The organism is Anaeromicrobium sp. (assembly GCF_025210435.1).
Taxonomy (GTDB): domain Bacteria; phylum Bacillota; class Clostridia; order Peptostreptococcales; family Thermotaleaceae; genus Anaeromicrobium.
Map to the genome: position 1 here is coordinate 1 of NZ_JAOART010000065.1, position 14,788 is coordinate 14,788.

At 30.6% G+C, this 14,788-nt stretch carries 16 protein-coding genes; 3 read left to right on the forward strand and 13 right to left on the reverse strand.

Going from position 1 to position 14,788, the window contains the following annotated elements:
• The 3 genes from N4A57_RS18650 to N4A57_RS07845 form a co-directional block, all read right to left on the reverse strand.
• The coding region (locus tag N4A57_RS18650) for a CatA-like O-acetyltransferase (protein ID WP_293657378.1) at window positions 1-139 on the reverse strand (139 nt) is incomplete at its 3' end.
• Window positions 140-141: 2 nt separating this feature from the next.
• Window positions 142-729, reverse strand: a complete 588-nt coding sequence (locus tag N4A57_RS07840) for a helix-turn-helix domain-containing protein (protein ID WP_293657353.1) — start codon at window positions 727-729, stop codon at window positions 142-144.
• A gap of 421 nt (window positions 730-1,150) precedes the next feature.
• Window positions 1,151-2,269, reverse strand: coding sequence for a polysaccharide deacetylase family protein (locus N4A57_RS07845; protein WP_293657355.1), 1,119 nt, complete (start codon window positions 2,267-2,269; stop codon window positions 1,151-1,153).
• A 173-nt stretch (window positions 2,270-2,442) separates the two neighbouring features.
• Here N4A57_RS07845 and N4A57_RS07850 point away from each other — a divergent pair, with 173 nt between their 5' ends.
• Window positions 2,443-2,649, forward strand: coding sequence for an alpha/beta-type small acid-soluble spore protein (locus N4A57_RS07850; protein WP_293657356.1), 207 nt, complete (start codon window positions 2,443-2,445; stop codon window positions 2,647-2,649).
• A gap of 232 nt (window positions 2,650-2,881) precedes the next feature.
• A complete protein-coding gene (locus tag N4A57_RS07855; RefSeq protein ID WP_293657357.1) occupies window positions 2,882-3,406 on the forward strand; it encodes a DUF4364 family protein in 525 nt (174 codons plus the stop codon).
• A 38-nt stretch (window positions 3,407-3,444) separates the two neighbouring features.
• On the opposite strand, the gene N4A57_RS07860 is transcribed toward N4A57_RS07855, so the two are convergent.
• Complete coding sequence (locus N4A57_RS07860) at window positions 3,445-4,395, reverse strand: YncE family protein (protein WP_293657359.1); 951 nt, start codon at window positions 4,393-4,395, stop codon at window positions 3,445-3,447.
• A 152-nt stretch (window positions 4,396-4,547) separates the two neighbouring features.
• Between N4A57_RS07860 and N4A57_RS07865 the strand changes: the two genes are divergently transcribed.
• Window positions 4,548-4,799, forward strand: coding sequence for a TIGR03905 family TSCPD domain-containing protein (locus tag N4A57_RS07865; RefSeq protein ID WP_293657360.1), 252 nt, complete (start codon window positions 4,548-4,550; stop codon window positions 4,797-4,799).
• Window positions 4,800-4,834: 35 nt separating this feature from the next.
• Here N4A57_RS07865 and N4A57_RS07870 read toward each other — a convergent pair whose 3' ends face one another.
• The 9 genes from N4A57_RS07870 to N4A57_RS07910 all read right to left on the reverse strand — a co-directional run bounded on the left by N4A57_RS07870 (window position 4,835) and on the right by N4A57_RS07910 (window position 14,508).
• On the reverse strand, window positions 4,835-5,047 hold the full coding sequence (locus tag N4A57_RS07870) for a hypothetical protein (protein ID WP_293657362.1): 213 nt from the start codon (window positions 5,045-5,047) through the stop codon (window positions 4,835-4,837).
• 56 nt (window positions 5,048-5,103) lie between these two features.
• Window positions 5,104-5,934 carry a diaminopimelate epimerase gene (gene dapF, locus N4A57_RS07875; protein ID WP_293657363.1) on the reverse strand — a complete coding sequence of 277 codons (831 nt, stop codon included), beginning with the start codon at window positions 5,932-5,934 and terminating at the stop codon, window positions 5,104-5,106.
• Between the two features lie 294 nt (window positions 5,935-6,228).
• Window positions 6,229-7,506 carry a diaminopimelate decarboxylase gene (gene lysA / locus N4A57_RS07880; RefSeq protein WP_293657365.1) on the reverse strand — a complete coding sequence of 426 codons (1,278 nt, stop codon included), beginning with the start codon at window positions 7,504-7,506 and terminating at the stop codon, window positions 6,229-6,231.
• A 185-nt stretch (window positions 7,507-7,691) separates the two neighbouring features.
• On the reverse strand, window positions 7,692-9,533 hold the full coding sequence (locus N4A57_RS07885) for a sigma-54 interaction domain-containing protein (protein ID WP_293657367.1): 1,842 nt from the start codon (window positions 9,531-9,533) through the stop codon (window positions 7,692-7,694).
• Between the two features lie 58 nt (window positions 9,534-9,591).
• Window positions 9,592-10,869 (reverse strand): bifunctional folylpolyglutamate synthase/dihydrofolate synthase, encoded by a 1,278-nt coding sequence (locus tag N4A57_RS07890; protein ID WP_293657369.1) that lies wholly within the window; start codon window positions 10,867-10,869, stop codon window positions 9,592-9,594.
• 265 nt (window positions 10,870-11,134) lie between these two features.
• Entirely contained in the window at window positions 11,135-11,674 is a 540-nt protein-coding gene (locus tag N4A57_RS07895) for a hypothetical protein (RefSeq protein WP_293657371.1), read from the reverse strand.
• 202 nt (window positions 11,675-11,876) lie between these two features.
• Window positions 11,877-12,314, reverse strand: a complete 438-nt coding sequence (locus N4A57_RS07900; protein WP_293657373.1) for a hypothetical protein — start codon at window positions 12,312-12,314, stop codon at window positions 11,877-11,879.
• 456 nt (window positions 12,315-12,770) lie between these two features.
• On the reverse strand, window positions 12,771-13,850 hold the full coding sequence (locus N4A57_RS07905) for an IS91 family transposase (RefSeq protein ID WP_293657375.1): 1,080 nt from the start codon (window positions 13,848-13,850) through the stop codon (window positions 12,771-12,773).
• Between the two features lie 322 nt (window positions 13,851-14,172).
• Window positions 14,173-14,508 carry a hypothetical protein gene (locus N4A57_RS07910; protein ID WP_293657376.1) on the reverse strand — a complete coding sequence of 112 codons (336 nt, stop codon included), beginning with the start codon at window positions 14,506-14,508 and terminating at the stop codon, window positions 14,173-14,175.
• Window positions 14,509-14,788 lie beyond the last annotated feature (280 nt).

Below are 14,788 nucleotides of genomic sequence, written 5' to 3' on the forward strand. Positions count from 1 at the left end.
GTTTAAGAGAATTTTTAAAATTCGTTATATCCAATTCAACCGTAATAGAATAACTAGTTGGTGCCATTACTGAAAAATAGTGAAACATTTGCCCACGAGACCATGTTTGAATATCTATAGGATTAAAATTTGTATTCATTTCTATTTATTCTCCTTCCTCCATAATCCATGCTTACTACAATATACATATATCTTCCCTTTTTTTCGTTTTGGAATACGAATCTCTGCATTCTGTTCCGGATATAGTTTTACTAATAGTACTTGGTCAAAAGACACATAAGCAACAAACGAAATATAATGATTTTTAGTCATCTCATGGTTAATAGTGATATAATAATCATTCTCAATTTCATCAATAGTTATTTTATGTTCTTTATCATGTTCTTTATAAACTAAAGGTACAAGTTTTCTACCACAACATGAAATATCTGGTCTACCAGTACTATATATAATATCTCCACAGTTTGAGCATACATAAAATTTAATATGTTTTAAATTACCTGTATCTTTACTATTAGGAGACAAATCACCTATTAATAATTTTTCAACATTTACACCTAAAATATTGGAAAGCTCATTAATTAAAGATATATCTGGACAACCTAAACCACGTTCCCATTTTGATATGGTTTTGTCGCTAATATTTAGAGCGTCCGCAATTTCTTTCTGAGTCATATTCTTTTCTTTGCGAAGGCTTAAAATTAATTTTCCAGCCTTAATACAATCCATGTAATCACCCCCACCTATAAAGAATAACTTGAAATAGGTATTTTTTCAATAAACGCTCCGTAGAGTTTTGAAGCGCTTTTATTTAAAATATCAATATTCTAATACATATGTCCAGAAGTATCATATTTATATTATATAGCAACTTCTTCACGTTCTTCTGAAATATAAGTAAAAGATGAAGTCTTACATATAATTCTTGTAAGACTTCATCTTTTCTTTAATTGACCTTTCCTTAAATTAGGTTTTCCTACATACCTGCATAATATAGTTAAAAAACTATTAATACATATTATTTTCTCTTTAGCGACACACAGCACTCCACATGTGGTGCGTGTAGCAACATATCCTTCAAAACCACTTTTTCAAACTTTATCACCCTGCTGAATTATTGAGTTTTCTTGAAATTCACATACCCTTTTTATTATTTTTTCTCTTTATTCACTTCATAAGTTCTTATTTCTTTATCTTTAATTTTACTTTTATCTAATACATCTTCATAGTTCTTTGGAATTGTGATTATGTCCTTGTCTCCATCAGAAATATATCTTGTCCTATTTCCCTTTTCAAAATGTTTAAACCAGTCATACATTCCAACACCATCCACATACTTTTGTAAATCACTAGCCCTAACTCGGTGGATTGCTAAAGGATTAAATTTAGAATGATAAGGAGACTTATATGGATCCCATCCCACATTTAATATGGCAATATTTTCATATTTAACCCCATCATATTCTCCCTTTTCTAGATACTTATATAATTCCTTGTTTTTAGGTCTTGATCCAAAGGGTAGAGCCATTGTATTTACTTCATAATCTGGCACATACTTTTTAACCATTTTTACAATGCCAGCAATTTCCTTTTGTATTCTTTCAGGGTCTACATTAGTGAAATTTACATGGGTTGCAGTATGATTTCCAATATCCATTCCCTTATCTACAATATAGTTTAACTTATATTCTAGGTATTTATCTTGTCCAAAGGGAGTGTTGTCATTTACGAAAAATGTAACTTCCAATGGGAAATCTTCATGTTTCTTATTAAAGTCTTCTAATATGGCAACAGCACAATTAGGATCTATTTCAAATTCTCCATTTTCCTTTTCTATAATACTAAAATTATTTTCCCATCCATCGTCAAAGGTTATTACTATAGGAGTAAATCCAGCTTCTACACTTATATTACCTGTAGCATAATCATTTAAGCTTACTGGCCTATATCCATTTTCATACATATACTCTAAATCTTTTCTTAAACCATCTGGCGTTCTAGTAAATTCTGCCTCTGGTTCTGATATACTGTGGTACATTAAAACCATAACTTGTCCTAATTCATTTGGCTTAATCTTTTCTAAATCTATTTCCTTTTTCTCCACAATACTTTCTTTTTCTTCTTTATTTTCTACTACCTTTTCTTCTGTTGTAGCACTATTTTCCATTTGTTCTTCCTTCACTTCTGCTTTCATATCCTTTGTCCCACAAGCTGCAAATATTAATATGGGTAGCAAAATTAAAAAAATAATCTTTTTCATTGGCTTCATTTTTTGTCCTCCCCTTTAAATGTTATACAATTTTTTCTGTTTTTTTATATTCCACCATATATTATACATGATAACATAATATACTATCATATTTGATTTACAAAATGGTTAAATTATTAATACAACATAATAATATGTTGAAAAAACACACACTAAAAACAGGAGGGAAAATTATGTCAAGAGGAAATAGAGCTGTAGTTCCAGAAGCAAGAATGGCTTTAAATCAAATGAAGGCTGAAATAGCAAGTGAACTTGGATTAGCAAACTATGAATCAATTGACAAGGGTAATTTAACTTCAAGACAAAATGGTTATGTTGGCGGATATATGACTAAGAAATTAGTTGAGACAGCTGAGAGAAACTTATCAGGAAAAATGTAATAAATTAAATTTAGTGTGAAAAGGAATATGGTTTTCCATATTCCTTTTATTTTTATTATTTCCATATGATTATTCAACAATTCCCTTAATTATTATGAACTTTTTCACGCAAGACTACTTTTTAATTTGCTTTTTTTTTTGTATAATTATATAGTATATTAAACTTTTATTTTAGAATATATGCAGTCATGTTTTTGTACGTATTCTAAACTTCTAAAGAGTAGGTGTTTATATGTTATGTAATAATACTAAAGAACTGGCAAATCACAAACTTGTTTTGTTATACGTTCTTGATTCTTTCTCAGTGCCCTTGACTAATACTCAGCTCACTGAGTTTGTAATGGAAAATGATTATATGAATTATTTCATGTTCCAGCAATTTTTATCAGATTTAGTTAAAATAGGAATGATAGAACATACCCAAAGTGAAAATACTTTCTTTTACTTAATTACGGAAAAAGGTAAAAAAACCCTAGATTATTTTAAAGAAAGATTGGGAGAATCTCTTATAAATAAATTGAACAAGGATATTTCCAAAAGAAGACATCTTTGGCTAAAGGAAACACAAATTTCTGCAGATTATATAAAAAAGAATGACAAGGAATATATAGTTGATCTAAAAGTTGTAGAAAATGATATTACCCTAATAGATCTAAAGATAAGTGTGGCATCTAACAAGCAGGCAAAACAAATCTGCGAAAAATGGAAAAGTGATGCATCTAATTTGTATGGTTCCATAATAAATTTAATAATTTAAAATTAGAAAAAACAGTTTATATAAACTGTTTTTTTAACTTATATGGCCACTATACAATTTGGTTCTTTTCCTACTTCTATGGTTTTAATTACTTTTCTTCTATATTTATCTATTTCTATTATAGATAAGGTATTATCTTGTACATTACTAACTAATAAATGTTTATAGTTTGAAGTAAAACTTATACTACCAGGCATCCTTCCCACATATATTCTATCTACTAATTTTTTTTCCCTTATACTAAGTACATTAACAGCGTTTAATTCAGAATCTGTTATATAAAGATTTTCTTCATGCTTATCTAGTATGGCTTCTATTGGCATTTTTCCCACTCTAATTTTGTCCATTATTTCATATTCCTTTGTATCTAATAATGTAATACTGCCACCTTCCATATTTGAAAAACTAGTGTTTACTATAAATAAAGTATCCCCCCCCTTGTTTAAGGTCATATGATAAGGATTTCCGTTCACTGGTATAGTTTTTTCCGTATCATTAACATTAGTGTCTATAATTGTCATGTTATCTGATCCTAGGTTTAATACATACAATTTTTCCTTATCCTTACTTAATTTTATAAGGTGTGGCATATTTCCTGTAGGTATTTGTGTAAGCAACTCCCCCCTATCCATGTCTAATATGGATAGGGAATTGGAATCTGAATTAGACACATATATGGCTCTTTTTTTCTTGCAAATGGCTATATGACTGGGGCAACTTCCTACGGCAAAGCTTTTCACAACCTTATTTTGAATTAAATCCACAACACTTACGCTAGAATCATGAGAATTTGTTATATATAAGTACTTATTATTATAGTCTAGTACAGCATCATGGGGTCCTATAAATGACTTTTTCCCTATGGTAGTCAGATAATAACTATATAAGTTTATCTTTTCTTTCTCATGAAACATGTCTAAATTTACTACAGATATGCTGTCCTCACCCATATTTGCTACAAACCCTAAGTTTTTAAAATTCTCCCCCATTCCTTCACCCCTAAGATCAATGCCTTTACTTTATATCATTTTATGCATAACTTTCTCTTATGTGAATTCATATTGATTTTTTCCTTTAAATATATTAAAATCACTTTTGTATTTAATTTTTAAAATGAACAATATTTGTTAGGAGGATTATGATGAACATATACAAGACAGTAGGAACATGTGCAAAGGAAATTGAATTTCATGTGGAAGATAACACTATAAAAAATGTAAAATTCCATGGAGGTTGTCCTGGAAGCTTAACTGGTATAACGAGTCTACTTATAGGAACAGATGTGGATGTGGCCATAGAAAAGCTAAGGGGAATTCCCTGTGGAAATAAGACCACATCATGCCCAGATCAATTATCAAAGGCATTAGAATCATACAAGGCTTCCCTATTATAAAAAAATATACAGAATAAGAAAGAGATGGCTTTTAATCACAGGCCATCTCCCTCTAATATATTTTTATACAATGTCTCTTTTCCACATTTTAAATTTCTTATTTTTGCTTCGTATATCATTTCATCACAAATAACCATATTTTCTTCTAAATTTTCATAACACCTTATCTTTCTAAATGCCTCTTGTATATGTGAAATTAATTTTTCATCTGTGTATTTCTTATAAGGCCTAAATCTAATTAATTTCATATAAAAAAACCTCCACTCATACTCAATTATATGAATGGAGATTCCAATTTATGATATTATATTTTAAGTTGTCCTATACAAATAGTATTGGCATCCCCTGTCATGTATATTTCATAGTCAGATCCAATCTCTACAGTGAGTTTTCCTCCTTCCGTATTAACCAAAACCTTCTCATCTAATTTACCTAGCAGGTGACCTATTACTACAGAGGCACAAGAACCAGTTCCACAACCTAGGGTCCTTCCAGCACCCCTTTCCCAAGTGGCTATATTAATAGTATTTCTGTCTAATATTTCTATAAAATTCACATTAGTTTTCCTAGGAAATATATCTAGATTTTCTATTTTTCTTCCAAGTTCATTTACTAATGTATTCTTTAAATCTTCTACTATAATAACCGTATGGGGTACTCCCACTAAAATAGAAGATATGACCATATCTTTTCCATCTAATGAAATTTTTTCTTCTATTACCCTATGAGTGCCCATATTTACAGGAACTTTTTGCGCTTCAAATATGGCCCTTTCCATATCTACCTTTATAGTGTTGGTGATCCCATCAGTTTCATCTATCCATATGGTCTTTATTCCACCTAATGTCTCCACTTTAAAATATTCCTTTTTTAAAATATTATTGTCATATATGAATTTAGAGAAACATCTTATACCATTACCACACATCTCTCCCCTAGATCCATCTGAGTTATAATATCTCATTTCTATATCCGCCACATTACTATCCTTACATACCATAAGACCATCTGCACCTATACCAAAATGACGATCACATACTTTTTTAGCTAGACCATTATAATCATCTATTTCATATTCAAATCCATTTATTAATATGAAATCGTTACCTGCTGCTTGCATCTTTGTAAATTTCATAAAAACACCTCTATTTCAATTCTATATAAATTTCGTAACACTAAGCTTTCTTTATACCGTAACTTGCCTACAAGGGAAACTATTGAAAATTTTTGAAATTGAGGAACGTCACAACAGCATATGCTACTCCAACATGATCCATGAACCTGACTACGAAGATTCACACTTTGGCTTGTGACAAGGACTTCAATGGAAAAAATTTTCAATAGTTTCCTGAAGTAGGCTCACATAAAGCTAGTTTATAGTTTACTATAAATTATAGCATACATTTGCTACTTTTTTACCATCATAAAACTATATCACTTCCCTAGATAATATATCATCATAGGTTTCCCTTCTGATTACTAACCTATCTACCCCATCCTTAATCATGACTACTGGCGGTCTAGGAATCATATTATAATTACTAGCCATGGAATAATTATAGGCACCTGTACTTTTAACCGCTAAAATATCTCCTGGTTCTATCTCAGGTACTTCTAAATCTCTTATTAATATATCTCCTGATTCACAGCATTTCCCAGCAATAGTTACCTTATTAACTAATTCCTCATCCATTCTATTAGCCACTACCCCATCATATGAAGCCCTATATAGGGCAGGCCTTGGATTATCTGGAAGGCCTCCGTCTATTCCTATATATGTTCTCACATTAGGAATTTCCTTTATGCCTCCTATTGTATATAGGGTAATTCCCGCTTCTCCTATAATCCATCTACCTGGTTCAATTATTATCTTTGGTCTTTCTAAATTAAACTCTTCACATTTATCTTGAATTCTTTCCATAATAGGATCTATAAAATAACTAAGAGGCTTAGGATTATCCTCCTTTGTATATCTTATTCCAAAACCTCCCCCCACATTTAATTCTTTCGTTTCGAATTCTACCTTTTCCCCTACATTCCTTATTAATTCTAATAAAATATCTAAAGCCATAAGGTGAGATGTATTTTCAAATAGCTGAGATCCCACATGGAAATGGAATCCTAAAAGATTTATATATTCCATATCCATGGCCATGTTAATAGCTTCAAATAATATTTCTTCTTTAAGAGGTATTCCAAATTTAGAATCAACTTGTCCTGTGGATATATACTCATGGGTGTAACTATCAACTCCAGGAGTTATTCTAAATAAAATATTCATAACTTTATTTTTTTCAGCCGCCAATGCGTTTAATAATTCTAATTCATACAAATTATCAACTACAAATCTTCCCACATTAGTCTCTATTCCTAACTCTATTTCATCTATAGTTTTATTGTTTCCATGAAATATTACATTTTCCATAGGAAAGCCAGCCTTCATGGCCGTGTATATTTCTCCTCCAGATACTACGTCTATTCCAATACCTTCCCTAGATACTATCTTACACATTTCCTTTGTTAAAAAGGCCTTTGAGGCATACACAGCTCTTGTATTTTCATATTTATTTAAAAAACTTTCCTTAATTTCTGTACATCTATCTATTATATGGTCCTCTGACACTACATATAAAGGGGTACCATATTTATTAGCTAACTTGACCGTATCACTTCCATGAAATATAAAATTCTTTTCCCCATTAAACATAATTAAATAACCTCCCCTTTAATTTTTATAGTATAACTAATTTGCAAAATTCATGCCATGTTAGGGTTGGCCTTTTTTCAGCATTTGTAGTACTCTATATATTTGATTTCCGTTTTTTCGGAATTATTATGTGAATACAAAAAAAATAGTTCATATAAACGGAATCATTCCGTTTTTACGAACTATTAGATATTATATTTCTTTAATTTATCATAAAAACTTGTTTTTTTAATATTTAAAGCTTCCATGGCTTTTTTCTTATCCCCCTTGCAAACCTTTATGGTCTCCACTAGGATATGTTTTTCCGCCTCATTCATATGATCCTTTAAAGTCTTTACAACAAACTCTTTCTCATTGTTATTTTTGTTATTTCTAAGAAATAAATTATATTCATGTATTATACTTCCCTCTGTTACATTAACAGCCCTTTCTAATACATTTTCAAGTTCCCTTATATTTCCCGGCCAATCATATTCAGCTAAATCATACATGGCCTTAGAAGATAGCTTTTTAACATTAACATTTAATCTGCCACATATATTTGGTAACATCCCTTTAACCAACTCATTTATATCCTCTTTTCGCTCCCTGAGGGGAGGAATATATATGGGAAACACATTTATTCTATAATATAGATCTTCCCTAAAGGTTCCCTTTTTTATCTCTTCTTCTAAGACCTTATTAGTAGCACAAATTATACGGGCCTTAATTTCTAGTTCAACAGTTCCACCAACCCTATAAAAGGTCCTTTCCTGTAAGGCTTTCAATAGCTTTGATTGCATAACCTTTGGCATTTCACCTATTTCGTCTAAAAATATGGTTCCATCTTCAGCAAGCTGAAAATACCCTTTTTTACCTTCCCTGTTAGCTCCTGTAAAAGCTCCTGATTCATATCCAAAGAGCTCACTTTCTAGTAACTGTTCTGGAATAGAAGCACAATTCACATGAATAAATGGTTTACTTTTCCTATTTCCATTTTTATGGATGAGTTTTGCAAGCAAACTCTTTCCCGTTCCACTTTCTCCTAACAAAAGAACTGTAGAATTAGTTTGTGACCCCCTATGTATCAACCTCTTTACATGATTCATTTTTTTACTATGACCAATAATATGGGAAAAATTATCATACATATCCTTTGTCTTATATAGTACCCTTTCCATTCGCTCTAGATTATCAATGGCTTCATCCCTTTCCTTCATTATTTTCTTAATAAGGGATGTGTCCTCAACCTTAAGAGCTGCCCCTGATGGCTTATTTTCATAATCTATTGGATATATGCTACACCTAGTAGGAATTCCATTTATTTCTATAGATTTATTTTTATAGGTTATTTTTTCTCCTTGAGCCACTTTATAAAATTTATCTATCAATGGTGATTCATGTACATCATAGATGTTTTTACCTATTACAGAAAAGGATTGCTGATTTTTTCCTTTACCTAAGAATTTCTTACCATCTAAAAGTTCTTTTACACTTTCACCCTTTGCCGTATATCCCCTATTTTGACAAAACTTCACCTTATGACTTATAGGATCTATAACTACCATATGGCCTATGGCATAAATATAAGATAGTTTAAATTCCATTTTATTCACTATAATATTTACATACTTATCTAAAAAGTCAATTTCACACTCTATATCTAACCCGTGAAATTCTTCTTTCAAATTTAACACTTCTAAATTTTCCCTATTCTTTTCATAAATGTATTGAGAGTCATTTTCTTCATATTTTCCAATACCTATAAAAGCACTTCCACTGGTTATTTTTTCATCTTTAATACCTATTTTCCCTAGATCCTTCCTAGATAAATAGCCATCATCTTTCCCAAGGGAATTATCCACAATTATTACTATATCTCCCTTTTCTATTTTGCCAGAATCATGACTAATACTAGAATTATTAAGTATTCCAAATATACTCTTAGCCTTGTCATTATAAAGTTCTATGGTTCCTTTAGAATCTATAAATATGAAACCTTCCGATATAACATGTGCAAATTGTCTAATAAAATCCCTATTTAACATATGTATTCTCCTCTTAGGCATATGAAAGAAATAAACTAATTTATTTTTTGGATATGCCTTATTTTAATAGGCTTCGTACCTCCCCTATCATGTATAAAGAACCTGCAAATAAAATTATATCTTCTTTATCACTTATGTCCATTACCTTTTTAGCAGCATCTTTTATATCCTTTTCAATATATATATGACTACAATATTTTTTAACTATTTCACCTAAATCCTCCGCCTTCATCCTTCTTGGATTATTAGGTTCTGTTATAACTATCTTAGAAGCCAAAGGAGCAATTTCAGAAACCATAGGTTCCACATCCTTATCTCCTAATATTCCTAATCCTAGTATTATATTTTTATCTTTAAAATTATTCCTTATTAAATTACTAAGACTTTTTATTCCATGATAATTATGAGCTCCATCTATGATTATGGTTGGATCATTCTTTAGTATTTCAATTCTCCCAGGCCATACAGATTTTTTAAGACCTTCATATATATGCTTTTTATCTATGTTAAATTTATAATCCCTATTAAGTATTTCTAATACCTCTATGGCCACTACTGCGTTATTACATTGGTGGGCCCCTAGCATTTTTATATGTATATCTTCATACCCTAAGAAATCAAAAATTTGTCCATATTCATTAGTTTCTTTAATATTTACCTTATCCACATGTACTTCATATAACTTAGAATTTTTCTCCGTACAAATATCCTTTATTACTTGAATAGCTCCCACTTCCTGAGGATAAGAAACAACGGGACATTCTGCCTTTATAATTCCAGCCTTTTCAAAGGCAATTTTTTCTATAGTATTTCCTAGGAAATTAGTGTGATCTAGGGCTATTGGAGTTATAACAGATACTAGAGGCTTTTTCACCACATTAGTGGAATCAAGTCTTCCTCCCATACCTACTTCAAGGACTACAAAATCAGCATCTTCTTCTTTAAAATATTCAAATCCTATGGCCGTTACTACTTCAAATTCAGTAGGATGGCTTTCTCCCGCCTCTAGCATTTTATCTACACAATCTTTAACCTTACTAGTAACTTGTCCAAGTCTATCCTTTGGAATATTTTCTCCATTAATCCTTATTCTCTCTTCAAATTCTTCTAAATAAGGAGAAGTAAATAATCCTACCTTGTAACCAGCTTCCTTTAAAACAGTAGCTATATAATTAGATGTAGATCCCTTTCCATTAGTTCCTGCCACATGAATAACCTTTAAATTCTCATGAGGATTTCCCATTAAATCTAATAAGTAATTTATATTATGAAGACCTAACTTACTTCCAAATTTGTAGGTTGAATGTATATACTCTAATGCCTCACTATGTTTCATAAAAAATCCTCCTTATATTGTAAAAGACGGTTATACAACCGCCCCTATTATTTTCTTTCAAAATTTATAGAATATTCCTTTTCCCTCTTATGATACCATACTTTCTAGGATAGAGGTGCATGTATGTTAGAGAGAGAGAGTCATTTTTTCCTAACATTGTCTTTTTTTAAAGCAATTAAAATATTTATTGCGAGCACTATAATTACTATGATGTAAGTATAATTAGTCTTTTGTTCAATCGGTCTATCTTCATTAGATATGTCTTCTATATTAATAGAGCTATTTTTTTATCTTCCACTGGATATATAATTATTGAATCACCATTTTTTCGTCTTAAGTATACTTTAGTTCCTTCAAAATAAAAATCGCTTTCTTTTCCATCACTATTTATATACCACTCCAATGCTGTTAAATCTGCCTTTGCACTATGAGAAAGTCCTGTCTTTATAAACTTTAAAGTTTTATAATTATCTGAATTTACTTTATAGGAACCCCATTTAATTTTATAGCTCCATATACTCTTATCTAAAGACAATACACAATAATCTTCAATATTAGGATCAATTTCTAAAAATCTATATTTAAAATCTGAAATTACTGTTATTGTTTTTTTATTAAGTTCTCCACTTACAACATGTATCAATTCAACAGTATATTTACTTCCTTTATGGCCAGTTATCTTCCCAATAACAAGAGCATCTTGATCTCCATGCATTAAGCGAAAAAAAATATCGCCAGCCAATACTTCACTTACACTACAAAATATTAAAATAAAGATAACTAAAATACAAAATAACTTTTTCAACCAAGCTCCCCCTTAATGATTTTACCCAAAACTTAAAATATAAATAAAATTTTGTCTAACGATCCCGCAGTTCGCAATCGTGCCATCTCCAATACTAAACCATAATAACTTAACATCTAACACTCCATATCTGAGCAACACTCAATCCAAAGACCGGCATGTAGCGAACTAGGGTGTTAGATGAAGTTTCACACGTTTAACTTTATGTGTTTAGATTAATCCGAAAACGACATTCTTTATCACCACTAAGTATTGTTGTTATTTTCTCAATCTCTATCTCTGTATCTGGCTTAATAGATTTCATAACATAAATAATGCTTTGTCTCGAGCATTCGCAGATGCAATCAGAATTTACATACCCTTGCTTATGTAACTCACAAGAACAACTAGAAAAAGACATTTCGTATTTTTTCCCAGGCTCTACTATGTATCCTTTGCCATATCCATTTTTAGATAAATCCAAGAAAAATTGATCTAAATTTCTACCTGACTCCCGATAGAATCTCTTATACATTTGTGCTACTCCTCTTTTCACACAATTCTGACCACATTCAGAGAAAATTTTTTCTTTAGAGCTTTGATCTAATCCTTCTATTCCTTTCTCAAACCATTTAAACCAATCTGTTAAAAAATCAGACATAATACCTCCCGTTTTTATTTTATTTTGTAAAATCTTAGTGTGGAAGTCGGGTAACGGTTAGATTTGTTTCCGAAGTTTATAGCATAAAAAATTACCCATTATTATTTTATTTTGAAATTTTGGAAACAAACTTGTTGTACGAAGCCGCGTTGCCAATACACTATGGGTTTTCAATAAACATTTTTTTGTTTTATTTTTTATGAAACTCTAAATTTTTTCTCAAACCAACCATATTCTTATAGTTTTTATGTTTCTTTTCCTTCTTTCTAAAATGGTGTTTTACATAATATTTACCACTTCTATTAAAAATGGACATAGTCCTCCTACGGACTTTCCCCCATTTATTTTTTTATTAAGCTACAACACCCTTAATTTCAGGTGGCGAACAACATTTAGGTTGTAACTCTCATTTTTTGATCATCGTTCCTTTCTTGCAACATGGACATTTACTATAATCTATTCCTTTAGTCTAATCAGCTGTTCAACCCACGTTTCTTCTTTTATATAATCTGTATCATCTCTGGCTACGCCAAGTAATTCTTTACATGATTTTAATTTTGTTTTCCTATTCTTATTACTTAAAATTCCATAGTGTCTTATCTTGACAAATCTGCGCGGCAATATATGTAGTAAAAATCTTCTCATAAACTCAAATGCATCTAAAGTCATAAGCTTATTTTTATTGCTATCCTTAGAATCTCTCCATTTGAAGGTGACAGCTCTATTTTCAAGTTTGATAATTCTATTGTTAGATATTGCTATTCTATGGGTGTAACGTCCAAGATATTGAATAACATATTGAGGTCTTCTAAACGGCTTCTTAGCATATACTATCCACTCTTTTTCATAAAGCTTGTCTAACAATATTTGAAATCTATTGTATTTTTCTAACTCTCTTATTAGTCCAACAAACTTTAATTTTTTACTGAAATATATCTCTTTTAAATAGTGAAGAAACTTTCCTTTAAATAGTCTAGATATTACTTTTACTGGAATAAAAAATCCTTTTCTAGACGCAATCCATTTAGATTTATCTAATGATAAGCCTCCACCAGTTACAATACAATGCACATGTGGATGGTCCATAAGATTTTGCTCCCACGTATGTAAAATTGAAATAAATCCTATTTCTGTACCAAGGTATTTAGGATCTTGTGAAAGTTCCTTTAAAGTCTCTGAACTAGTTTTAAAAAGCATAGAATATATTTCTTTTTTATTCCTTAATACTAAATCATTAAGTTCATTAGGTACTGTAAATACCACATGATAATATTCTATTGGAAGTAGGTCTCTATTTCTTGCGTCTAGCCATTTCTCTTTAGCTAAGCTTTGACACTTAGGACAATGTCTGTTTCTGCAAGAGTTATATGATATTCTCAAATGACCACATTCATCGCACTCATCTACATGACCTCCTAAAGCAGAAGTCCTACAAGCTCCAATGGCTCCTATAGGTTTATATTCTTGTGTTGATAATTTGTGTGAATCTGTATACTCTTGTCCATAATTATTAAATATATCTGCTATTTCAATCACTGGAAATACTACTCTTTAATGGTTTTAATTTAGTATTCCCTTAAAACTTAAACAGAAGCACATATATGACGTAACCCCCTTGGTTTTCAAGCCACCGCTTTAGCGGTTTAGTTCAACGTCCTTACTATATTACGACGATTCACATGATTTTTGTGAACTGTCTGAAAATAGTATGTTATCTGTAGTAACCCCCTAACCACTTCCTACTAACCCACACACCTTTAAACAATTAAATAAATAACCTATACGATATTCTATAATTCAAGTGACTCAAAATTTATCAATAGTTAAGCTAAAGAGTTTGATATTACCATCCACAACACTATTGAATAAAAGCTACTTTTTCTGGTATCTCTCCTTTTTCTTCATAGTCTCTAAAAATCTGTACAAGGATGCGTAAAGCCAAATAATCGAATTCTATACCTGCACGATTGAATGCATTTTTACATTCTTTTATTATTTTTACTCTTCCTTCTTCAATTGCTTTTCCTAATACATTTTCCTTAAGGACATTCTTCTCAATGATGATTAATCCATCATACAGTAACCTGTCGCCCTTATCAAATAAAGCATTCCAATTTTCTCCTGAATATTCGTATATTACGTATTCATCATCTTCTTCCTTGTATCTGCCATAGCCTATGAATCCTAAACTCATTTATTATACTCCTCTCAGAATTACATAATTAACTTCTATTGCATAATATACGAAAAATGCGACTTAATGCTTTTTTTTAATCTTTACTTACGTATTACAAAATATAACTATTATGTGATTATCTATATTTTAAATAGTCTTAGTTACGTAAGTTTTGTACAAAAATAGTCTATTCTTTTGGATAATTATTCTTTGGTATTTTAGGCAAAAAATAACTAAAGGTAATACCATATCCCTTATCGAAGTAGTGTTTTCCCAAAAACTCTAACGAAAGGTGGTA